A 22,465-nucleotide genomic window follows, 5' to 3' on the forward strand; every position below is an offset into this window, starting at 1 on the left:
CCTTTTTTCTTCCTAAATCTTTAAAAAATCCAGATTGTATCTTTTTTTCCAGAAGTCTTACCTGCCCTCATCTGACCATTTTCTGAATGAGATTACTTTAAAATGATGTCATTTTAAATTATTCCTACTCAAATCTTATTTTTTGTAATAATAGTTCAAGAATAAGAGGTTGTACTTATATTTAAGTAAATAATGTCACTACAAAAAGAGTCCAACAATTCAAAGGTGGAGAAAAGAAAGTCATACATCCGGGTCGGCACCCAGTACTACAAATTGGTAAATGTTCCAAGTATTTCCGGTGTGGAAAATGAAGCCCTGGTGCCATGGAATATTGAGACGATCCGGCAGGACCATGGAAAAACATTTCTTGCAGTCATTCCGAAATATGATGGTTTCACCTGTATCCCGGATCATCTGAATTTTAAAACCTCCTTCCATGATTTTTACAATACCTATGCGCCGCTAAGCCACATCTTAAAAGAGGGAGATTGTGGGGTGTCTTTCAAATTTGTTAAGCACATTTTTGGAACTCAATATGAGCTTGGCCTGGATTATCTTCAGTTATTATTTACCAGACCTACCCAAATCCTCCCTATTCTCTGCCTGGTATCCCGGGAACGTTCCACCGGTAAGAGTACATTTTTAAAATGGCTCAAGCTCATATTTGAAAACAATCTCACCTATCTTACTAATGACAGCTTCACCAGTCAATTCAATTCTGATTGGGCAAACAAGCTCCTGATCTGTATCGATGAAGTATTGTTCAACAAAGAGGAACTCACAGAAAGGATTAAATACCTCAGTACCACCAACATCAATAAACTTGAGGCAAAGGGGAAAGACAAGCGGGAAGTGGAATTCTTCGGCAAATTTATCCTCTGTAGTAACAATGAAGAAAATTTTATCAAAATAGATCACCACGAAACCCGCTTCTGGGTTCTGCAGGTGCCGGTGATAAAAAAAGAGCAAACAGAGTTTTTGGAAGCCCTGGCCAAAGAAATTCCGGCTTTTCTGTACTTCCTAAAAAACAGAAAGCTCTATTCGAAACATCAAACAAGGATGTGGTTTACAGCTGATCAAATAGAAACTCCTGCCTTAAAAAGACTGGTGCAGAATAACCGGAACCGGGTGGAAAGGGAACTATCCGGTATTCTTCTTATGATCATGGAAGACCATGATCTGGAAACCTTGGATCTTTGTCCAATGGATGCCTATAACGCCATAAGTAAATCAAGGCTCTGCTTCGATCTTACTCAAATTCGAAATATTCTAAAGAAGGAGTGGAAACTCGAGAATCAAAGCAACTCGAACCGCTATCAAAAGTTCCTGCTGTGGGGGGACGGCACTACTACCTTCAGAGAAGCTAAAGGGCGCTATTTCACTGTAAATAAAAATTTCCTGCTGGAGAATTTTGAGGATCTAAAAAATACCTGAATTCCTGCTTCTGGGGGAAAAATGATGAAATGATGACAAAACGATGACAGGGAAACTCCAGTGTTTGCGGGAGGTTTCAGCTGCTGTCATCGTTTCATCAAAATGGAGACTGCTTTTCAAAGAAAAACTTTGAAACTATCTATTTTTTTGATGAATTGATGACAGAATAAGATAAGACCAGTAATAGCAAGGGTTCCGGCTGTCATCATTTTGTCATCAAACTGTCATCAAAAATAAAAATGATGACAAAAAAGGACACAACAAGCTTCTTTCCATAAAGAGCTACAATTTGACGTAAATAATATGCTGATGAAAACAAAAAAGATGAATTGTGAGGAAGCACGAAGCATAGACATCTGCGGAGCGCTGATAAAGATGGGCCATCATCCCACTCGCAAAACAAAAAAAGAAGCCTGGTTCCTGAGTCCCCTGCGATCAGAAACAGAAGCTTCTTTCAAAGTTTCTTTTAGATTGAACAGGTGGTACGACTTCGGTATCGGGAAAGGAGGAAACGTGATCGACCTGGTCTGCCTCATCTTGAATTGTTCGGTAGCTGAAGCACTAGTTTATTTGTCAGATGGGCTACCTGTATCTAATTCTTCTCTGAATAGCGAAATCAGGAGTAAGAAAATAGAACCTACAAATAAAGTCTGGAAGATCTTACCTATAGAACATAAAATGCTCAAGAAATATCTTAAAACTCGCTATATCCCCAGCGAAGTAGCAAAAATCTACTGTAAGGAAATCTGGTATACTTCGAAAGGTAAAAGATTCTTTGCCCTCGGGCTGCAGAATCATTTAGGAGGTTGGGAGCTTCGCAACCTTTACTTTAAAACCTCCACGCCTCCTAAAAGTTATTCCTATCTGAATAGAGGAAATGACCAGATCATTGTACTGGAAGGAATGTTTGATCTTCTGTCTTTAGCAGTTATCAACCCCGAAGAAGTTGAAAATGCTGATTTATTGATTCTGAATTCTCTGTCTTTTTTACCTGAGGTTCAAGAAATTTTCATCCAATATTCCGCTGTGACTTTATACCTGGACCGCGACTCCTCCGGAATTACGGCAACAGAAAATATTCTCCGAACATTTTCTCATTGTAAGGATGGAAGTTGGTTGTATAAAGGCTATAAAGATTTGAATGAAAAACTTGTTGATTCCATTCATGAGAGAAAATATCAAACTTAAATACCACATCAAGCTAAAGACTTTCTTCTACTTTTTTGAGTAGCAAAGCAAGATGTGTCATTGTCATGACAATCTTGCTTTGCGCCCGGAGGTTGCAAAGACTGAAAACGAAATAATGAAACGAGAATTCATCCAAATCCGCTGCTCGATTTACGAGAAGAAGCTACTCAAAAAAAGAGCGGCCAGGGCAGGAATTTCTCTTTCAGAGTACCTCCGTTCCACCGCTTTTGAAAGAAATATTGTTGAAAGAATTACACCAGAACAACTAGAGTTTTACCGTTTACTCGTTCAGTACAAAACAAACTTTTCCAGAATCAGCAGCATGTTTAAAAATCGAGATCCTCAGTTAGCTGCGACTGTAAAAAATCTAGCTGAAGATATAAGAACTCACTTGAAAAACTTTAGAAAATGATTGGGAAAGGACATTCGATATCCCGTACAAGGGAATCTATAGCATATGGCTGGAACCAGGAGAAAGATGCCGAAGTAGTACTTAAAGAATTTTTGGCAGGAGATTCACCCAAGGAAATTGCCGAAGAATTTAAGATCATCCAGTCACAAAATAACAGATGCATCAATAACACCTTAAGCTTTGTAGTAAGTCCCACCATAGAAGATGGAAAAAAAATGACTCAAAAAGATCTGGGAGAAATAGCCAAGCAATTCTTGAAAGAGATGAACCTAAAAAACCACCAGGCAATTTCCTTTGTACATAGAGATAAAGAACACACCCATATTCATATCTATGTGAATCGCATAAGTATGACTGGAGAGATATATAAGGATAATTTTATTGGAAAGCGAAGTCAAAATGCTGCAGATACCGTGGCCAGACTGATGGGCCTTACGAGGGTGAGGGAGGTACAACAAGATAGGCTTCTGGAGCTAAAACAACATCGAAGGGAGATTCAGAATATTCATGAAAAGGTTTTGCTCTCTAAACCGAAATCTCTCAATGAATACATAAAAAGAATGCAGGAGCACCGGGTGACGGTGATCCCAACAATCAACAAATCGAATCAGCTGCAGGGTTTTCGGTTCGAATTTAAAGGCATAAACCTAAAGGGAAGCGAGATACACCGGTCTATGAGTGGCAGTAAAATTGTCCTTGGAATAAGCCAGAATAATAGCTTCACTAAATTAAAAGATGCACCAAAGTCTTTGCAGTTGGCCAGTAATACAATTCAACTTAGTACCTGCTTTATAAACAAAATTGTAAAGGATTTGGTGAAGCAAACCATAAAAAAGGCACTGGAAACAGGTATAGGATTTTAAAAACAAAACAAGATGAAGAAGCTGGATGAAATCATGGAGCTCATGGCTGATGAAATGCAAGATTTTCAAAATGGTCTCTTGCAGATGAAAAAAATGACTGATGAACTCAATACCCGGAGCATTCCTATTTCGACTGAGTTAATGGAAAAACAGTTGAGATTTTTCTTTCAGCAGCAACAGGAAAAAGAAGCACTGGCGGCAGAAAGGTTACAATCCATAGATAATAAAATAAAAAATGCCTACATACTCCCCAAGAATTTAGGCATGATCTTCGGAAGTCTTCTGATCCTACTTATCAGCTTGATTGGATATCTCAGTTTTGAAATAAGATTATTAAAAGCTGAAGAAATTGAGGAGAAGCTGGCGAGATCCTATAACATTTACCTCCAAGAAAATCCTATACAACAAAAGGCTTATGAGAACTGGCTGTCGAACCAGAAAACTCAATAATATGCCTAATGATGTTATTAATATCGTTTAATTTCAATAGGCTAGTAAAACAGCATCGGATCGTATGACAATTAGTTATGACAAAATGTATTGTAAATGGGCAGTGCCTGAACTCAGTCCTTCTCTTATCTTTTCGGTAAACATAAAGGTTAATGATTTTTCCCGATTCAACCTGCAACAGTTATCAAATTCCGCCCTTCAAATTTTCCGGTATTAAAGTAAAAAATTTAAATTGTAAAAAAAGTTTTAAAATGTCAGTCAAAATTAATTTCATTGCAGAAACTGCAAATGAAGGTAACAAACCAAGAACCGTTTGAAGTCTTAGAAGGAGACGGTAATAGAAAATTAGTAGATGTAACAGTACACATACCTGATAACCGAACCTTTGATATGGACTATATTTCGCAAGTTAAAAAAAATGTAAGAGACATAGGCAACTCTGTTTTATTAGGAGGTGAAGCCATCAGTGTTCGACATGAGATAATTAGGGAATGACAGAAAGTTTTTGATATCTTTGAAGCCTCTATCCTAGAACATGGAGAATTTAAATACTATTCTCCAGACCCAAATCCAAAGAACAATTTCCAAGAGGTTCTGGAATCGGTATACCGAATGATCTCTATTGAGGAAGGAGATTTATTAGATGAGTTGTGGGATCTTGAGGAAGTTTAAAGAATAAAAATTTTGAATCCATTAGAGGTGAAGGGTCTGTATGAGCTGTCCATTTCTTTTCGATGTTCTTGGTAGCCAGATAAACCAACTTCAGAAGGGACATGCCGTTGGTAAAGGCTCCTTTTGTCTTAGTAACCTTGCGAACCTGGCGATGGAAGACATCAACGGCATTTGTTGTATAGATGATCTTTCTAATAGGTTCAGTGAACTGAAAATACTGTGAGAGCTCTTCCCAGTTGCGTTGCCAGCTTTCAATGACTACTGGATACTTCTGTCCCCACTTCTCCTCCAGGTGAAGCAGCTTATCTTCAGCCACTTCTTTGTTTACTGCCCGGTACACTTTTTTAAGGTCTCTCATAAATTCCTTATGATCCTTTGAGGCAATGTACTTTAGGGAGTTCCTTATTTGATGAACAATACACAGGTGTACCTGAGTCTTAGGAAATACGCTGAAAGCATTGGTAAAACCTTTGAAGGCAATTAATATATCTTCTAATCCTCGATTTTGAAGATCTGTCAGAAGCTGGAGCCAGAAATTAGCACCTTCGCTTTCAGAAATATACATTCCGAGGACTTCCTTGTATCCTTCCTTGTTGATGCCTAAAATGTTGTAGAGGGCCTTGTGTTGTATCTTTCCATCTACCTTCACTTTATAATGCATCGCATCGAGCCATAAAATGCAGTACAAGGGATCTAAAGGACGGGTCTGCCAGGCTTTTACATCTGGAATGATCCTGTCAGTGATCTGACAAACTGCTCGAGAACTTTCTTCTTCAAAATTCTCAAATATTCATTTTTGAAGTTGGTCATTTGTACTTAACTCGTCAAGTAAGTTTTCAATTTTAGATTTTTTCATAATTCTTAAATTTAATTGGCAGGATTTGCCTCAGATATCACGACGGAATTTTAAATCTCCTGAAAAAAGGAAGGAGAACCTTCTCATTTAAAAGCGCAATCTGGTATAAAAAAGTAAATACCTCGGTACGGCAGTAAAGACTGAGTAAGTTCTTGAATAGTCATTGACATTCTCAAAAATGAAATTTTGGTTATTGAAAATATTTTGGAATTCTCCCCCGAACATCCAGTTTTTATTTGAAGGTTGGTACTCAATTTGAATTTTGTTGGTATTGAAGAACTTTGAATCAACGAAATCTCCCGTTTGAGTAAAGGACGTTTTCCATTTTTTATTAAAATTGAACAGGGTGGTTACCTCAAAATGAAACCTGGAATTCCTTACTTCCTCGGTGCCAATTTCACTTCTATAAGTTGACCATTGAGCTAAAAAATTTAAATTGAAGATTTTGGTTAAATATGTTGTACCCGTTGCATCGTAGGTATTTACTGTGCTTGTGGTGACAACATCAGAATTATTAATTTCCGTTGGGCTTTTTGTTGATTGAAGCCCATAACCCAGTTTGAAGGTAGTTTTGAGAGGATCAACATATGTGGTTATTCCCGTCTGAAATAGAAAAAGTTCACGCCCCGGTACAATTTTTCTTTGCGTAAATATAAAATCTTCAGTAACTATATCTGCAAATGAAAATTCATTTGTAAATCGCATATAGGAAAATCTATTCGAGAACAAAATTCGCTTCTTTACATTGGAAAACGTGTGGGAAAGAAAGAATCGGTGATTCTTCAATATTTCTACATCCTTTGCTCCTAAGTTGAGGCTGCGATAGCTTTTTAAATAGTAATTATCATTAAAGAATATTAATCTCGGAATTTCCGTAGTGTATGAATAACTTAGCCGGTAAGTACCTGTTTTTGTCTTTGTCCAACGTAAACTGGCTTCCGGGTTTGGCAGAATAAATGTTTCCGAAAAGCTGTCTTGCTCATACTTCATGAGCTTTGTATGAACATCGGCAATAAAAAATAAATTCCTTAGCAGCTCGTGTTTAAATTTCAATTGGAAATAGGACATTGTATATTCGGCCATATTATCTCCCGATAAGATATCCAGGCGGTCATTTCCTTCAGGAAAAACAGCTCTTCCTATACTTTGGATATTTTCTGCCAAGTGTTCAACTCCTCCTACAAACGAATAGGCGGTTTTATTTTTTTTATAAACTAATGATGCGTTTATTCCCTGGTAGTCCAGGGAAGAGTCGTTTCCCGTCACTACGTTTGTGTTCTCAACATCTATTGTCTCCAACGGTATGGATATAGGCCTTACACGGAAATCCTCTTGTAGATTTTTGCTTCCCAAATATATATCCAAGAGAAACGCTCCATTTTTAATCTTTTGAGAAAACTGAACCTTAGCTTCCAGTTTTTTCTTTGAACTCTCTACCAGTTGATTGATGCTTAAATCGTTATATACCAGTTTATTTAAATTTTCTCCTCGGACTTTCGCAACCGAAGCTTCAAAGTTTATATTAGAACTAGTTGAAGGAGTAAAATTAATTTCTAGATCATTCGTGAAATTACGGTCCTCGATGGTAAACCTATTTTTTTCCGTGAAAGTCAGGTTTTCTGGTTCCACAAAAAGAGTATGTACGGTGGAATACTCCTTTTTTAATTTATCTGAATAGAAATAAAGAGCGTTTTTGACCGTCAACGAGTCTGAAAATTTTCTATTAATCAATAAACTGTTCGCAAAAGAAGTGTTTAGGTTGTAGTACTCTTTTTCTAATGGTATTATAGCCCCCTCCAGGTAAACAACCGGCGAAATGTCCATATGATAATCCCGATCAAAATCATTAAATTCACTAACGTTGATCACTTCTTCCGATAATTGTCCTTTAGCATTTTTACCTGTGTTATTTCCAAAACCTAAGTTGAGAAACTTCACTTTAGAACTTATCAGGCCTGCATTAATATCGGCCCGGAACCGGTTTTCTATTCCGGCTCCCAACTCTGCTCTTCCGAAAAGGATGGATTTCTTTGAGTCTTTAAGCTTTAGATTTAACGCGACTTTTTCAGAGTCCAGAAATTGTTTTAAAACTTCATTTTCGTCATAATTATTCAAGATCTCGATTTTATCGATTACAGAAACATCAAGGTTTTGGGAGATCACTTTATAACGATTATCAGCTAAATCATCACCTTCAATCAGTATTTTTTGTATAGGTTTACCCATAGCTTTTATATTGCCATTTTGATCTACCTCTATTCCCGGCAATTTTTTCAACATGTCTTCTACCGTTTTTTCACTTCCGTCTTGAAATGCAGAGACTCTAAAGGAAATGGTATCCCTGTTGATTTCAATCTTTTCATCTGCTTCTAAGACAACAGTGGAAAGTTGTTCTATGCTCTGGTCCAGAAAAAAATCCTGCCTATAAACCGATCGGGACTCCTCAAGTGGTATTTCAATAGTTTCCCGTTTATAACCCAGGCTGTTCACTTCTAAGGAAATATTTCCTCTACTTTCTGTTTGTATTATAATCTCATACTTTCCGTCCTGATCGGTGTAGGCGTAACCAAGAATCTTTTCAGCTTCTGAAGCTACAACCGATGCTCCTGCTATTGGTCCCTGTTCTACCTCTGTAGTAATTTTTCCGGAAATTGTTACAGATTGTCCTTGGAGAGAAAAAGCAACAAAACTGAACAACCACAAAAAAAGAAATTCTTTTTTTTCCAAAGAGTTACTAATCTTTTGGAATGATAAAAGCTTCAATATACGTGTCAGACAAATCCTGCTTCAGGCCGGAAGAATTTCCCTTTAACCCCGCGCCTTCTGATACCATTCTTCCTCCAATAATAGCTTCCTTGTATGCTTCAATGGTAGCATTTCTGTAGGTTATAAAATCCATCCAGTTTTTACCTTGAGGCTTGTCGATAGGAGTCAGTAAATGACCATAGTTACTCGGGTAATTCAACGATTTAAAATACCAGTAAATTTCTTTTTGCGCATCATATGCTTCAAGTATTAAACCCGGTAACCCCTGTAACTTCCAGGGGCCAAATGGCAGAGGAATTTCCGTACTAAACCAGGCGGTATACTCCCTACCTCTAAACGAACCTGTAGCTTTTTTTGCCGTATGGCTTCCAATTAATTTTGTGTCCTCATGGATAGTCCAGTCAATATTTGGAATATCTTCCCTTACATAAGTAAACCCGATATCCCTGGAAAGTAGCTTGTTTTTTTCCAGATCATGGTAATAACGAAACCCTTCCTTATTGGTGACAAAATTTCCATAAGTTTTTGCCCCGTTTCCGTGATCATACATTTCCATTCTATTCTGAGCTCCCCCTTCTAAGGAATCTTGACGAGTGATATAAAGGGAATTTCTGGAATTGAATAATAAAATTGCGTTGTAATCTGCACCTACCGGCCCTCCCATTCCCATACTTTGCAATTCTCCATACCTTACAACCCCGGTATGAGATTGAGCATAACCTGATAGCGTTGCAAAAACCGTGGTCAGTATAATTAAAATCTTCATATATAAATTAAAATCAGTTTTTAAAGAAAGAAGAGGTAGACTTCCTACCCCTTCTTTTCCTTTGTTAGAAAATTTAGTCGCATGAATCTTGATACTGTTGTACGAGATCGGAGGCATATTCGCAATTTACTGTCCCTTCATAATCTGTACGACCATCACCGTCGCAATCATACCTGACTGTACAATTTGAATCTAAAAATTGCTCTTCAGCGGAGAATTCTTCTAAAGATTCTGCGGATCCGAAGGAAGTAAAACCGGATAACAATAAGGTGGTTGAAAATAAAAATAATTTGTTCATAATAAAAGAATTATAGATTAATATTCTCAAATATATAATCTCGAATTTTTGATATCGAATGAAAAGCCGCACAAGTTGTACGGAGAATTATTTGATGATCCGGGGATAATTTTTTATAAATATTACTCCAAGAAAACAACGTTACATTCATTTTACTACTAGTACTAAGAGGTTATTTGTTCTTCTATATTTCCTGGAATTTTGTTTAAAATGAATTTATGAGATAATGGCCGTGAAAGGATTGACTTAAAAAGAATATCCTGCTGCCGTCAGAACCTTCCCTCCCCAGGGAAAAGGGAAATTTCTAATATCTTTGTGCAGCTCAAAATCCGGCAATGATCTTAGATAAAATTAAAATCCTCACTATTAAAGCCTTGATGCATGATGAAAAGTTGATGTATGGTTTAGTGCTAAAGGGAGGTAATGCACTGCAGTTAGTTTACCATATTACCGATAGAGCCTCAATGGATATTGACTTCTCAATTGAAGGTGATTTTTCTGAACTGGATTATCAAAGGATCAGCAGTACTCTCAATGCGCTGTTAAATGATGAGTTTCAAAAAGAAGGTCTCATTGTTTTTGATACCCGTTTTAAAGAAAAACCAAAAAGTAGTACAGTCCCGGAATGGAAAGGTTATAACATCGAATTTAAGGTCATAGAAAAAGAAAACTGGATCGACGATGATTTGGATAAAACACGACGTAGAGCAATAAAAATTATTGGCCAGTCTACAAAGTTCTCCATTGATATAAGTAGTTTTGAACACATAGCAAGCGCTAAAAAGCATGATCTGGACGGTACCGTCCTACGCGTTTATACCCCTGAAATGATCGTGATTGAAAAATTAAGAGCGCTTTGCCAATCCATACCGGAATATCAAAATATCGTTCCCACCGCCAGGGTAAAAGGAAGAGCCCGGGATTTTTATGATATCTGGAATATATGTAACCAATATCCCATGGACCTCTCTTCAAAAAGCAACCAGAGATTAATAACCGAAATTTTTGCTGCCAAAAGAGTACCACTAGACTTTTTGGACCTGTTACCCCAAAACAAGGACTTGCAAAAGGAAAACTGGAAGAGTGTGGAAGATACTTTAATTTCTGAGCACAAGGGATTTGAATTCTACTTCGATTACGTCTTGCAACTGGTCAATACAATCAAAAACCCTTAGGATAAAAAATCCTCCACTTTTTATCGTACTCCTTATTTGAAATATTATAAGTAAGATAAAAATCGTACTTGGAAATTTTAGCTGAAAATAAATCTAAGGCATTTTTTCCATAGCCGGCCTTGTCCAGGTAAAAGCCCACCAGTTGATGATAAGGATAGATATAGTTTAGTTCATTGAGGTAATCAAAAAGCCTGGCAGGATTAATTTTCTTCTTTGCCAAAATATACGCCTCTAAAACCTCAAATACACCTCCAGAATATGCAGGTCTCACTGTAATGTCTAGTATAGTCCTTTCCAGATCAGTAAATCGCAAGTTGTTTCTCGATTTAACTCCGATGTTCGTTGGAGAATAGTTCTTTTGAACAAAATACAATCGGTAGCCATCTACTTCTGATTTGTAAATTTCAGAGGTAAGTCTTTGAGGTTTTGAAAAAGCACTGTCTATGGAGTCCTGGGTCAAATTGATCTCGCCGTAAGAAACAGCAGTTTCATTTTTCATATAGCTAACATAAACCGTTTTGGGAATTTGAAGTGTCAGTTCATGCAAGGCCATAGCTGTATAATTACTCAGGTAGCCATCCTTCTTGATTGTAAGCCCGACATCATAATAAGTAGCATCTCTTTTAGCCAGGACCGTCTTTACAGAACCAGTGGTTAAATGCTTTAACCTCTTTAATTGTAAGATATCTTTTTCCGCCAGGAACTTTATAAAATCTTTTGCAGAGCGATAGGCTGCAATTTTCCACTGAAGTCGATTGCCTTCAAATATGGTCGCCAGATCATTGGTGGTAAATGCTTCTGCATCTAAACGAGAGAAATATTTCTCTATTTGAGGTAGCGCAGCATCAAACGATTCCTTTCTCATTCAAAAAGAAGCTTTACTATAATCGTATACGATTATAGTATGCAAAGGTATTGAAAATTTCAGTTAAAATCAAGATGATCTTTGGAGAGTAAAAAAATATAAATAAGTTAAGCGTGCTATCGAATTCGATAGCACGCAGCAAAGGTATAAGAAATTGAGGAGAAAAACAAGTTTCGCAACTTTTGGCAGGATATCATTGTGCTCGGACTAAATGCAAGGAACATCTGAAATCTTTCCCAGACTCCCACTAATTTGCTTTATTGTAAGCAAACCTTTTTACAAAACGCAGCGCTAGGCTAATCTACTTTATCCTTTTCTGTTTAATTTTCAATTAAACTTTCCGAAAAAATCTTCCTGGCCGATACTCCTGACTGGAGGTTAATGTTTACCAAATTTTCTAAATGCTGTTATGGTTTGGTAAATGCCATAACTTATAAAAATGCGCGATAACAAAATTATTATACTTACATCCCACTTTTCATAAAATTCCTCATATTGTTCCAGGCTCAATTTTGGAAAGGAACTTATAAATAAAAAATACTCCTTTATAATGTTCTCCAAATCTAAATCCACCCCGATTTGGCCTAAATAAATCAAGAAAAAGAAGAATCCCACCGTAAGGGTAAATACAATACCTCTTAACCAGCTGTTACCAAAATCATTGGATAACCAGTTCAATGTCAAAAGTAGAGCGTCCCAACTTAAACCTTTTACTTCTATGAGCTGGCGATACTCCAGGGCTTCATATTTGTTTCGAACATCAATATCTCCATTGCTCTGCGCATTGAACTTTAATTGATTATAAACATTTTTTAAATTAAAATGATTCAATCTGTTATCTTTTAAACCAAAACCTATTTTAGGATTGGTACTGGATGAATATATCTTTTTTGGATATATACTTAACACCATTCCTTTTAGATTACTATTTGCAATAACTATTTCCTTAAAGAGATTTAAGTTTTCATTTAAAAAATTTAAATTCCCCACTATTGAATTTTCAATAACAAAGTAATTTCCTGATCGAATATTGGCAAATGAAATATTCCCTTCATTTTGAAAATCTGTAATTGTAAGAAAGGAAATCTTGATATTTTTAAAATAAATATTTCCCATATTTACATCTGAAAGGCTAATATCGGCTTGAGCATTTTCCAGTATAATATTTCCCTGATTAGAGCCACTGACGCTTATGGCTACATATTCTTTTCCGGACATACTTTCCAGATAATTATTAAAATGAAATTGTTGTTGAAAATTATTGTTTGATAAATTCAAAGATTTTATTCTGGGTGTATTGACGTTTATAGTATTTAAAAACTCACATGAATAAATATTTAAATCCCCGATTGATAAGTCTTTGATCCAATTGTCTAAAACATTAAATCCATGGAAATTTATTACTTCGTGAAATGAACTTCTTGCAAAATTAATATCAGCATAAATCCCTTCCTGGAAATCTATCCTGTTTTTAAAAATCCCTGAGGAAAAAAATAAATGTTTAACTTCTACTTGCTTGTCAAAATTAATTTTGCTGTAAAATGTCCCCTCCAAAAAGAACCATTTGTATTTGCTATTTCCTTTAATGGATAAATTTGAATAATTTGAACTGGAATTTATCCTTACCTTATTAATTGAATTCTTCTTTAAGAACTGTATGGTACTTTCCTGATGCGAATATTCTGTATTTACATCCTTAAGAGTTGCATTATCAAATTCACTATTGACTATCTGAAGCAACCGATATTCTCCATTGATATGGATTCTTTTTCCTGCTGAATCAGCAACCTTCAGCACTCGAATACGATTTGAGGAGAGTGTAATATCTACATTGAATTTGCATTCTGAAAATGTGAGAAAGTTTAATTGAGCATCAAAAAAATGTACCAAATCATTAAAAATGCAGTTCTCAAAAAATATTTCTCCTGCTTTTAAATTGTCAAATATTATATTTTTATCGAACTGGCATCCTCTAAAAACGATATTACCCTTTTTCTCCAAATTCTTTTCGTATATCCTTTTAACAAATTTTTTGTTAGTATGGACCAGTCCGTTGGTTAGAACTGAATATGAAGTTTCGTCTTCCATTAATTTATTTTGAGGAGATTTTGGCAAGTGTTGCTTATTACCTTAATTGAAAATTACTGTTGCCAAGGCGGAAATTCGCATAAAACCGGGATAATAGACAATTGGCCACTTCCAATAAGGAAATTTTTCATCTTATTGCTTTCTTCCCGTAGTTATTTTAAAGAAAGCTTTTTGTAGTAAGCTTGTTGAAGTAATTCAAAAAAAGGATTGTACTCTCTCATCAGCAACCGACCATAATTTTGGAAGTCCGGATTTGTTCTCTCAAAATTTTGAGTTGTTCCCTTGACAATTGCCGCCGTTCCTATTACCCCATATCCATGGGATTCTACTTTATAGATAATATCGGTATTTAAATCATTGTTTCTGTAGAACAGTTCATCCTTTGGATTGAGCTTATTGTTATCCACATCCAATATCAAAGCGAGAAGGCCGTAAGCGTACTGCCATCCATCCATCACGACCAGGTTGAAGCAAATTTTAGTTTTTTTGAGTGCTGTTTTTAACTGCAGCTCACCCCCACAGAGTCTCTCTAATAAATCAAACAAAAACAATGAGGGAACAGAGCTATTATAAGTTTTCCTTCCAATTTCCACAAATCTTTCTTCCACCTCATACTCCGTACCTAGAAAATTTACCAGAGCCCTAATATTTATAGCATCCGCCAGAAAGAATGCTGTTAGAATTTCTGAGAGTAATCTGGCGAATTCTGATCTGGTGTAAAACCAGGACTGAATATCTGAATCTGTGGATTTAATCTGAAGTAGAAATGAATAAATAGATTTCGCTACAACTTTTTTAATACTGTAATGAAATATTTCCGAAGAATAAAATTTGTCAAGGTACCCATTAAAATCTGTGTCCCCTCCGTATTTAGAGTGAAATATGTTTCTAACATTTTGCACATCGCAAACTATAATAACCTTATCAAATCCAAATTTGTGGCTTTCACCTTGGTCATAGTCATTGTGTACAGAAAATACGTTGAGAATTCTAAAAATGTGTTCCGGATCTATCCTGTCCAAGTCATCAATAATTAATACGACTTTCTTTTCATTATCGGAAATCCTAAAATCCTCAACTATACCTCGAATTATTTGTGTGACGTAGTTGTTTTCAAAAATGGTTCCAGGCTTCTTTTCAATTTCGCTGAAAAAATCTTCTAACTGCTTTTGATCATTTTGTTCAGTCAATTTTTTCGCCTGCTTCAAATGATTCCTTAAAGTTTTGACAGCATTAAAAATAGCCTCAAAACGCTTGTCTATTTTGGAAGAATTTTGGGCTATATCCCAGAAAATCTCTTTATAGTGATTCAGGAGATAAACCTGCCAATACATATTGGTGTTTACATCGGGCAGATCTTCTTGTTTTGGATACTTCTTAAGTAGCTCATAAACAATATCATATTTAATATATTCGAATATATCTTCATTTTGAGCAACTGCATAATTCACAGGACTAATCCTAATTGAAAGGTATCCAGGTTTTTGTTGGAAAAATCGTCTTAAAAAATAGGTCTTCCCAATTCCAAAAATTCCGGAGAATAAAATGTACTTGTTGAAATCAGGTTCTATGTGATTGGCAAATCTCTTTATTTCAGTACTAATGTCAAATTCTTCCAAAGGCTTTAATTTAAAATTATAGTCGGTTTATAAAGACAATTCCACTTCCTCTATTTAATCAAATACCGGACAGATTCTAAAACAAGTTATAAATAAATGAGATGGAATAATTTAGTATAGAAGCATTCTTTGTTATTCTCACCTTTTACTCACAAACAATTCCCTGCTGTTAGTTAGCTCCTTTACAAATAGATGTCTATACTTGAAAAAATCGGTTTCTTCCAATTTCTTGGGTACTACTTTGCCATTACTAAGCCTTAGAAGGTGAATAGCATGTCTTGAATCCGTTTCAAAATGGTTGAGCTGTTTGAAATATTCCATCAGAAGCTTGTTTCGGATTTTCTGCTTGATAATTTCCTTATCTTCTGTAATCATCTTAGAATCATTAACAGTCCTAATTAGAAAGGCCACGTCGGTATGAAAAAAATTAAGGCCTACAGGCTCATCCAGAAGATTAATTATTAATTCAAGATCAGGATAGTAGTCACGCCCCCAAAGATCTTCGAGGGTAATAACTTTTCCTATTCTCACCATTTGCAAATCCACATTGTAATCGGGGTGAGTTAGAAGTTTGTAGAATGCATCTTTAAGCTCCTCTCGATAATTAAAAACATTAATTCCCTTAGCACCCGGTATTAATGGCGTTGCTTCCATTGCCTTACCCATTTCTACATATTCTTTTATAAGCTCTTCAAAATGAGGTCGGAGGTTTTGACTCAGGATCATCCGGTTCTGCCGAGTTGCTGTAAAAAGTGCAATGGAATAGATTATTACAGCAACAATTGAGGTAAGTGGGGTAACCACTTCAATTACTTGTTCCCATTCAAGGTTTTGTTTCATAACTTCAAAAAAGCAAAAGACCACTGTCAGGGAAATCCTCTCCAGGCTTCCAGATTTATCCTATACCTCATTCGGGTCGGACTGTAAATTAACACCGCCCCAATCGGCAGATTCTATGACCAAAAGACGATCATCATTATCAATAAACAGCATAAAGTGATCCCTAAGCACCCGGGAGCTGTCCCTATTATATCTAAAACACCAGACAGATTCTAAAACCCTACTCGCACCAAATATCGATAACTCATCATAGAGTTTTTGATAATCTTTAGCTTTGATAAGATCATAACTGAGAAAATATAAAGTTCTCTCCATTTTTATTTAATTTTAAATTTTAGTCTTTTTTTTATTTTTCGCTTCCGGTTTAAAATAAACTCTTTCCCCGGAACTGGCGGAAATTTTGAGTTTATCCCCTTCCCCTTGTTTTATCTTTGGGATCAGAGTAAAAATCCGGCTCTGCCAACCATGGTTTCATTCCGGAATTTCCGCACCAAAGAACACTTCCCCCATCAATCCAAAAATGACTTAAGCACCCCGTGTTTTGCCAAACAGAAGGAAATAAACTGGGCCGGCCGGATTCCGTAACTTTTAATTCCCAGTGAGGTTCATGATTTTCCTGTAAGGAAAGACTAATTACTCTTCTGCAGCCACAGGGACATTTAAAAAGACACCAGTATGGTTTACCCTTGTATACTACCTTAATAAAAACTCGTTCTTGAATCTCATCATTCGAGGGAGCTTTGGTGCTTACCACTACGCCGTCAAAATGAGGAGCTTTTGCATCATTTCCCCTCGAAGAGCTTCTTCCAAATACACATCTCAATTTTTTAAATAAACCTTTAAACATTTGAGATTTTTCCCAGTTTTGCCATATCTAATCGGTAGTTTTCCTCTTTTAAGGTTAAGAAATTTTTCCTGCAGTATAAACAATCAGGATTTTCAACAGGCTCATTACTATGAATAGTCATATGAACAAAATCTACCCAAATGTTGTCCTGTCTTAGATCGCTCGGAAGCCTTCGATAAGGTTTTATTAAATTCATAAGAGTAGCCAAGGCATTATCAGCAGTCATGGAAGTAAATGGACCGACTCCCGGAGCAGAATTCCCACCTCCAACCAGGTAGTGCTCTCTTTTCAATGTTTCCGGATCAAGGTCTGCCAATTCCGGCCGGTCTTTTATTGCCTGTTCATATTTTAGCTTCATATCTGTTACAACCCCCTGACACCTTAAACAGGCGCCCATTTCAGGCAAAATACAGCTTACCCTCCCCCTATGATCCCGTAAGTGAGGCGATCCATCTTCTCCCTCCTGTATAAACCCGGTAAGCCCGGAATCTATTAGGATAAGCCCGTAATAATATATACAATGATTCAGCAAATCCCTTCCTGCAACATCATCTGTGCACCCGAAAACCACGTCAGCACTGGAAAGGGAATCGATCGCTTCCCCAGAATCCCCTACAAATTCCGGAAAAGCAATCACTTTTACTCCCAATCCAAGATCATCAATGAATTTCTTCAATGACTTAGCTTTCTTATGTCCAACATCCGAAGATTTATAGCCCCGTACGCGATTCATATTCGTTTCCTCAAAAGCATCACCGTCTATAATGATTAACTCTCCTATACCACATCTCGCCAGCATAGTAGCTACCGGGGAACCCGTACCTCCAAGACCCACAACAGCAGCCCTAAGCGAACCCAGTTTTGCGTTGAAAGGCTTCCCAAAGGCTGTTTCCTGACGTAATAAAGATTTTGGAGAATCTTTTGAATCAATAACGTGGTGCAGTTCGAGCTTATCGTTGAGAACAGAAATATGTCGCACCGGCTTAGCCTCATTCGGTTCTTTCCCTGTCCTTATTCTCCCTCTCCAGGTACCATCACAGAAAATGATTGAAACCAGAATCGAATTAATCCCGTTACACCCGGCCAGTCCATGGATAAGATTATCTTCATTAATGTCGTCCTTTCGAGAAAAATGCAGTACCCCACTCGGGTGACTATGAACAAACCCTAATACTAAGTTTTCTGTTTCACATCTGAAGTACACTTCAGGTAGTTTGCGCATGTTAATGCGCAAGTGAACTTCCGAACTATCCAGGATCCAATCGTCATCCATAAGTTCTATATCAAAAGAAACGAACCTCTCGGAATGCGGAAGTCCGGCTACCTTCCGCCCGAACCTCCTAAAAAAAATGATTGCTCCGCGTTCGTGACCCTCCGGATGGGATGATAGCCATGAAGTAAGCTGGTTTTGATGAGATCCTAATAAAGTTATTCGATCCATGTTTATCCGGTTACCTGAGGGTTCCCCAGAGCCCATTCTACTCTACTGAGAATCTTCTGAACATTGTCAATTTTCGGCATCCAGGATCCGGGTTTGAAATGTCTCGACCATCTGTCAAAAGATTTTCCGGCGTGAATTCGTGGATCACCTCCATAATTTGGAATGATCATTCCATTAGCTCTTGAAATACGGGGATAAGTCCAAAACATATCTCCTCCACTCGTATTGTAATTCGAAGGGATAACTACTAGAACCTCAAGTTCAGTGATTGGCTGCCCCCCGACAAAGTACAAATCCGGCTGAACAGGATAATTCTTGATTACTAAAAACCTTTTAGCTTCATCCTCTTCTATGACCAAACCCGAACTCTTCAGTAGTTCGTAATCATCTTCAAATAATAGAGCCATAAATTCCAGCTTCCGAACTTGATTCCTGAGAATAAAATTTTTCTATTCCCTTTTCGTCCAAGTCAATTTTATCATCCTTCTTTACAAGCTGGCCCGGCCTTCCCTGCCGCTTCAAAAAAAGATCCATGTTATCAGGAATTCCCGGCCCAATCTGTCTGACTTCTGCTCCTGTTATTATTTGTTTATCCCAGTCGTGGGTTTCTTCTTCTATTTTAAACTTCCATTTTTTATTCATCTTCTTATGGATTTTAGCATATGATATTTGAGCCCAAAAGTATATCAGAATAGTTGCGGAGCTAATGAAAAACCCTTACTTATAGTAAGGGTTTTCATTAAAAAAAATTATACCCAGGTATAAAAGATCATAGGTTAAGCAGTCTAAATGCAATACAAATGCACGTTGAAGACTGCTGCGAATGACTTGCGGTTGCATATGATATAGAAGATTATATTTTAATTAAGAGACTCATCTTTAGCCTCAAAATTTGAAAAATAAAAGTAAAACAAGTCTCAAAATTCTTACAGAAAACCCTTTTCTCTTGCCTTAAGTACAAGGGAACGATCCCCTTCTTCTTCAACGCCGAAAAGAATTTTAAGATTGCGACGCTTCTTTTCGATTCCGCTTAAGGACAATGGAATTACCTTTTGCAAATCCTTAAGTTTTGTCCCTATGGAAAGCTCGAATAATATCTTCCTGTCATTGGCATCCAAAACAATATCCGAACTCACTTGATCACGCATTAACTGAAGAACCGTATGGCTGTAGTAAGGAGGCGTATGTATAACCTTGTCAATGGCAATTAACAACTCACTTTTATTGATGTCGTTCTTTATCAGGAAACCTTCGGGGTTTATGCTCTTTAATAATCCATGGATTCGGAAATTATCATTTAAAGAGGTAGAAATTACTATTTTGGCAGAAAGCTTGTTCTTCCTGATCTTAATGCCTAAATCTTCACCTGAAAGTACTTCGTCATCTTTAGAGGGGGGTAATTGAATATCCAGAAAAATAAGATCTGCTTCAGAAAAGACAGTGGAGTTTTTGAAATCGTCTAAAGCAGAATCCAGGTTGTTATGAATGGTGACTTTACTTATAATATTTCTGGAAGAAAATATCTTTTCTATAGCTGTCTTATAGGAATCAGTTATTAAAGGGTGATCGTCGACAATAACTACATTAAAAGTGTTCATTTTATACTCCATTTTCAATCGGTAACTCGATTCTTATCTCTGTTCCTTGTCCTGGCGAAGAAGTTATAAAAAAATCTCCATTCCATTTTTTAATTCTTGACTCCGTATTTTTTAAACCTATGCCTTTTTTCTCCTCACCCATAGAAAATCCACTTCCATTGTCTCTAATGATTAATATTATTTTGCAGTCTTCTTCCCAAAAGGCAATCCAGGATTCTTTTGCGCCGGAATGCTTTACGATGTTCTGCGTAGCTTCCTGGACAATCCGGTATAAGTCCAACTTCACCTCTTCATTTATGGCCTCCCATCTGATGTCAGGAGAATTTTGAAAATTAAAAGTCGTAATCCCCAGCTTATTTCTTTCCTCCAGGAGGTTTTCCATTATTCTCACAAAACTTGAATCCTTGAAAAAATTTTCTGAAACTAAATCGTGTGAAATTTCCCGGACCTCTTTCTCAATTTTTTGAAGTTCAGTTGTAAGAGCGCTGAATTTATTCAATTCTTCCTGTGACATTTCTATATTGAGAAATTCTAAACTTAAACGCGTACCATATAATCTGCCCAGCACACCATCATGCAAGTCAGAAGAAATTCTTTCCCTTTCCTGTTGCCTGCCTTCTTCTAACCTCGACTGCTGCTTTAGCATTAACTTATATATTTCTTCATTGGCAATCCTTTGTTCCCGCTCATAAACTAATGCCCTATTCTTAGTCTGTTGTACCCTCAAATAATAGAGTAGCAACAAGAACATAATTACCAGTACAGAAACCACTGTAATCCAAACCCTTTGTTCTGTAAGACGCTTGGTTTCCGCAATCAGCTCATCGGTCTGAAAGCGAATCTTAGCAAATCGGTTCTTTACCGCTCTTTCTTCCTGCAAAAATTCGGTTGATTTCTCAATGTAATCATTATAAAACTCCTGGGACCTTCCTCCCCCTAATTTGGCTAAAGCTAAAGTTGACTCAAGAAATTCTTCATTCAATTTTTTGTCAATAGCAATTTCCCTGCTCTCCATATAGTTATGAAGCGCCTTGGAAGTATCCGAAGAACTTAAATAATAATCTCCCAAATGAAGATAACTCGTGGCAATACCGGAAAAATGATCAATTTCTTTTCTTAAGGCCAGAGACCTAAGAAGGTCCTGTTCGACATTTATAGAGTCCTTGCTCATAAATCGAGCATATGCCAGATTATCTACTAACATTGCATGAAGTTCCGGATATTTTATTTGTAAACTATCTACTCCTTGTGCTGCTTTATAGCTTCTAATTGCTTCAGGATATTGCTCCAGGTTTTTATAGACAACCCCGATGTTGTTCAAAGTCAGCGCTTGTAGCATTCTATCACCCAAATCCTCAGCTACTTCTAAAGCGTTTTCGTGAAAGTTTAAGGCCTCATTGAATTGCTCAAGATGATTGTTTGTGACTCCTAAGATATTATAGGTCAAGTAGAGCTGGTATTTCTTATTTAACCGGCGTAATTTTGATAACGCCCGAATCGCAGTAATCTCACTGGTCTGGTAATCCTTTATATCTTTTTGAATAGTGGCCAGATTAATCAACATCCTCGCAGCGTGGTAGTCATCATTTTCCTGCTCATATAAATCAAAGGCAACATTGTAGTAATAGTATGAACTGTCCAGAATCTTTTCTTTATAAAAGAAATTTGCGAGATCCCAAAAACTTTCTGCAACACGCGCAGTGTCTCTGGAGTTTAGGGAATGGTGGAGGGTTATTTTATTCCACAACCGAAAATTCAGAGAATCCCTTTTAGAATAAAAATTATAGGAAATATCAAATAAAACCTTGGATTTAATAGAATCTTGACTAAACGAAAAGATTTCGTTCAGTACAGAATCACTCTTGGAAGGATCAGAAAAAATTTCCTCCTTTAAACCCTCAGATTTCGCCAACTCCTGTTTTATCTCCAAATTAAATGATGACTTTCTCTCAGTACAGCTGGAGAGGTAGAGTAGAAGAAAAGCAAAAATAAGGTGGGTGTAACTTTTAATTTTAAAAAATTTAAAAACAAATATAAAAGAAAAAGGCCCATATAGGGCCTTTTCTAAAGGATCTAATCTTTAATCCTTTTTGTCATCAATAGGAGTTCCTTCTTCACCCGAATCAGCATAAATTTCAGTGGGTGTAACTTCTTGGGCAGAAGCTTCAGTTGGTATTTCTTCAGGTTCACAGGAAGTAAGAAAAGTTAACATAGGAAGACCGAACAATAGGAATTTGATTTTTTTCATTTTTACATTTGGTTTCGATTAATAAAAATTTCATAATCA

General features: G+C 36.7%; 21 protein-coding genes and 1 pseudogene. 7 read left to right on the forward strand and 15 right to left on the reverse strand.

The features are described 5' to 3' along the window. Positions 1 to 192 precede the first annotated feature (192 nt). From ACXYMT_RS13900 to ACXYMT_RS13925, 6 genes are all read left to right on the forward strand, one after another. Positions 193 to 1,434, forward strand: coding sequence for a primase-helicase family protein (locus tag ACXYMT_RS13900; RefSeq protein ID WP_459059701.1), 1,242 nt, complete (start codon positions 193 to 195; stop codon positions 1,432 to 1,434). A gap of 309 nt (positions 1,435 to 1,743) precedes the next feature. Continuing rightward, entirely contained in the window at positions 1,744 to 2,622 is an 879-nt protein-coding gene (locus tag ACXYMT_RS13905) for a toprim domain-containing protein (protein ID WP_459059702.1), read from the forward strand. 115 nt (positions 2,623 to 2,737) lie between these two features. Further along, a complete protein-coding gene (mbpA, locus tag ACXYMT_RS13910) occupies positions 2,738 to 3,034 on the forward strand; it encodes a mobilization protein MbpA (protein WP_459059703.1) in 297 nt (98 codons plus the stop codon). Then, a complete protein-coding gene (locus ACXYMT_RS13915; RefSeq protein ID WP_459059704.1) occupies positions 3,031 to 3,897 on the forward strand; it encodes a relaxase/mobilization nuclease domain-containing protein in 867 nt (288 codons plus the stop codon). Before mbpA ends, ACXYMT_RS13915 begins: the two co-directional genes overlap by 4 nt. 12 nt (positions 3,898 to 3,909) lie before the next feature. Then, positions 3,910 to 4,347 (forward strand): DUF6730 family protein, encoded by a 438-nt coding sequence (locus ACXYMT_RS13920; protein ID WP_459059705.1) that lies wholly within the window; start codon positions 3,910 to 3,912, stop codon positions 4,345 to 4,347. 273 nt (positions 4,348 to 4,620) lie between these two features. Further along, on the forward strand, positions 4,621 to 4,842 hold the full coding sequence (locus ACXYMT_RS13925; RefSeq protein ID WP_459059706.1) for a hypothetical protein: 222 nt from the start codon (positions 4,621 to 4,623) through the stop codon (positions 4,840 to 4,842). Positions 4,843 to 5,065: 223 nt separating this feature from the next. On the opposite strand, the pseudogene ACXYMT_RS13930 reads toward ACXYMT_RS13925, so the two are convergent. The 3 genes and pseudogenes from ACXYMT_RS13930 to ACXYMT_RS13940 all read right to left on the reverse strand — a co-directional run. Then, positions 5,066 to 5,785 (reverse strand): annotated as a pseudogene (locus tag ACXYMT_RS13930) (IS256 family transposase); the annotation flags it as partial. Positions 5,786 to 5,962: 177 nt separating this feature from the next. Then, on the reverse strand, positions 5,963 to 8,602 hold the full coding sequence (locus tag ACXYMT_RS13935; RefSeq protein WP_459059707.1) for a carboxypeptidase-like regulatory domain-containing protein: 2,640 nt from the start codon (positions 8,600 to 8,602) through the stop codon (positions 5,963 to 5,965). 7 nt (positions 8,603 to 8,609) lie between these two features. Further along, positions 8,610 to 9,407, reverse strand: a complete 798-nt coding sequence (locus tag ACXYMT_RS13940; protein WP_459059708.1) for a GLPGLI family protein — start codon at positions 9,405 to 9,407, stop codon at positions 8,610 to 8,612. Positions 9,408 to 10,040: 633 nt separating this feature from the next. Between ACXYMT_RS13940 and ACXYMT_RS13945 the strand changes: the two genes are divergently transcribed. Beyond that, a complete protein-coding gene (locus ACXYMT_RS13945; RefSeq protein ID WP_459059709.1) occupies positions 10,041 to 10,880 on the forward strand; it encodes a nucleotidyl transferase AbiEii/AbiGii toxin family protein in 840 nt (279 codons plus the stop codon). Here the strand turns inward: ACXYMT_RS13945 and ACXYMT_RS13950 are convergent. The 12 genes from ACXYMT_RS13950 to ACXYMT_RS14005 form a co-directional block, all read right to left on the reverse strand. Beyond that, the gene (locus ACXYMT_RS13950) at positions 10,867 to 11,745 is read right to left on the reverse strand and encodes a type IV toxin-antitoxin system AbiEi family antitoxin domain-containing protein (RefSeq protein WP_459059710.1); all 879 of its coding nucleotides are present in this window, start codon (positions 11,743 to 11,745) and stop codon (positions 10,867 to 10,869) included. The genes ACXYMT_RS13945 and ACXYMT_RS13950 overlap by 14 nt on opposite strands. 378 nt (positions 11,746 to 12,123) lie before the next feature. Further along, positions 12,124 to 13,833, reverse strand: a complete 1,710-nt coding sequence (locus ACXYMT_RS13955; protein ID WP_459059711.1) for a hypothetical protein — start codon at positions 13,831 to 13,833, stop codon at positions 12,124 to 12,126. Positions 13,834 to 13,985: 152 nt separating this feature from the next. Beyond that, positions 13,986 to 15,452, reverse strand: coding sequence for a P-loop NTPase fold protein (locus ACXYMT_RS13960; RefSeq protein ID WP_459059712.1), 1,467 nt, complete (start codon positions 15,450 to 15,452; stop codon positions 13,986 to 13,988). Between the two features lie 138 nt (positions 15,453 to 15,590). Further along, the gene (locus tag ACXYMT_RS13965) at positions 15,591 to 16,292 is read right to left on the reverse strand and encodes a hypothetical protein (RefSeq protein WP_459059713.1); all 702 of its coding nucleotides are present in this window, start codon (positions 16,290 to 16,292) and stop codon (positions 15,591 to 15,593) included. Between the two features lie 60 nt (positions 16,293 to 16,352). Further along, positions 16,353 to 16,607, reverse strand: a complete 255-nt coding sequence (locus tag ACXYMT_RS13970) for a hypothetical protein (RefSeq protein ID WP_459059714.1) — start codon at positions 16,605 to 16,607, stop codon at positions 16,353 to 16,355. A 91-nt stretch (positions 16,608 to 16,698) separates the two neighbouring features. Next, the gene (locus ACXYMT_RS13975; RefSeq protein WP_459059715.1) at positions 16,699 to 17,139 is read right to left on the reverse strand and encodes a DUF6527 family protein; all 441 of its coding nucleotides are present in this window, start codon (positions 17,137 to 17,139) and stop codon (positions 16,699 to 16,701) included. Beyond that, the gene (locus ACXYMT_RS13980; protein WP_459059716.1) at positions 17,132 to 18,580 is read right to left on the reverse strand and encodes a HesA/MoeB/ThiF family protein; all 1,449 of its coding nucleotides are present in this window, start codon (positions 18,578 to 18,580) and stop codon (positions 17,132 to 17,134) included. The genes ACXYMT_RS13975 and ACXYMT_RS13980 overlap by 8 nt, the downstream gene beginning before the upstream one ends. Positions 18,581 to 18,582: 2 nt before the next feature. Next, complete coding sequence (locus tag ACXYMT_RS13985) at positions 18,583 to 18,987, reverse strand: E2/UBC family protein (protein ID WP_459059717.1); 405 nt, start codon at positions 18,985 to 18,987, stop codon at positions 18,583 to 18,585. Beyond that, on the reverse strand, positions 18,971 to 19,222 hold the full coding sequence (locus tag ACXYMT_RS13990) for a multiubiquitin domain-containing protein (RefSeq protein ID WP_459059718.1): 252 nt from the start codon (positions 19,220 to 19,222) through the stop codon (positions 18,971 to 18,973). Before ACXYMT_RS13990 ends, ACXYMT_RS13985 begins: the two co-directional genes overlap by 17 nt. 284 nt (positions 19,223 to 19,506) lie before the next feature. Then, entirely contained in the window at positions 19,507 to 20,178 is a 672-nt protein-coding gene (locus ACXYMT_RS13995; RefSeq protein WP_459059719.1) for a response regulator, read from the reverse strand. A gap of 1 nt (position 20,179) precedes the next feature. Then, on the reverse strand, positions 20,180 to 21,925 hold the full coding sequence (locus ACXYMT_RS14000; protein WP_459059720.1) for a sensor histidine kinase: 1,746 nt from the start codon (positions 21,923 to 21,925) through the stop codon (positions 20,180 to 20,182). 333 nt (positions 21,926 to 22,258) lie between these two features. Continuing rightward, the gene (locus tag ACXYMT_RS14005; RefSeq protein WP_459059721.1) at positions 22,259 to 22,426 is read right to left on the reverse strand and encodes a hypothetical protein; all 168 of its coding nucleotides are present in this window, start codon (positions 22,424 to 22,426) and stop codon (positions 22,259 to 22,261) included. Positions 22,427 to 22,465: the final 39 nt, after the last annotated feature.

This window comes from Salinimicrobium sp. CAU 1759, assembly GCF_054482715.1.

Coding starts and splice junctions, on each gene's coding strand:
- ACXYMT_RS13980 (WP_459059716.1), bottom strand. CDS start 18,580: ATGGATCGAATAACTTTATTAGGATCTCATCAAAACCAGCTTACTTCA.
- ACXYMT_RS13975 (WP_459059715.1), bottom strand. CDS start 17,139: ATGTTTAAAGGTTTATTTAAAAAATTGAGATGTGTATTTGGAAGAAGC.
- ACXYMT_RS13940 (WP_459059708.1), bottom strand. CDS start 9,407: ATGAAGATTTTAATTATACTGACCACGGTTTTTGCAACGCTATCAGGT.
- ACXYMT_RS13950 (WP_459059710.1), bottom strand. CDS start 11,745: ATGAGAAAGGAATCGTTTGATGCTGCGCTACCTCAAATAGAGAAATAT.
- ACXYMT_RS13970 (WP_459059714.1), bottom strand. CDS start 16,607: ATGGAGAGAACTTTATATTTTCTCAGTTATGATCTTATCAAAGCTAAA.
- ACXYMT_RS13900 (WP_459059701.1), top strand. CDS start 193: ATGTCACTACAAAAAGAGTCCAACAATTCAAAGGTGGAGAAAAGAAAG.
- ACXYMT_RS13965 (WP_459059713.1), bottom strand. CDS start 16,292: ATGAAACAAAACCTTGAATGGGAACAAGTAATTGAAGTGGTTACCCCA.
- ACXYMT_RS13990 (WP_459059718.1), bottom strand. CDS start 19,222: ATGAATAAAAAATGGAAGTTTAAAATAGAAGAAGAAACCCACGACTGG.
- ACXYMT_RS13985 (WP_459059717.1), bottom strand. CDS start 18,987: ATGGCTCTATTATTTGAAGATGATTACGAACTACTGAAGAGTTCGGGT.
- ACXYMT_RS13945 (WP_459059709.1), top strand. CDS start 10,041: ATGATCTTAGATAAAATTAAAATCCTCACTATTAAAGCCTTGATGCAT.
- ACXYMT_RS13920 (WP_459059705.1), top strand. CDS start 3,910: ATGAAGAAGCTGGATGAAATCATGGAGCTCATGGCTGATGAAATGCAA.
- ACXYMT_RS14005 (WP_459059721.1), bottom strand. CDS start 22,426: ATGAAAAAAATCAAATTCCTATTGTTCGGTCTTCCTATGTTAACTTTT.
- ACXYMT_RS13955 (WP_459059711.1), bottom strand. CDS start 13,833: ATGGAAGACGAAACTTCATATTCAGTTCTAACCAACGGACTGGTCCAT.
- mbpA (WP_459059703.1), top strand. CDS start 2,738: ATGAAACGAGAATTCATCCAAATCCGCTGCTCGATTTACGAGAAGAAG.
- ACXYMT_RS13905 (WP_459059702.1), top strand. CDS start 1,744: ATGAAAACAAAAAAGATGAATTGTGAGGAAGCACGAAGCATAGACATC.
- ACXYMT_RS13915 (WP_459059704.1), top strand. CDS start 3,031: ATGATTGGGAAAGGACATTCGATATCCCGTACAAGGGAATCTATAGCA.
- ACXYMT_RS13995 (WP_459059719.1), bottom strand. CDS start 20,178: ATGAACACTTTTAATGTAGTTATTGTCGACGATCACCCTTTAATAACT.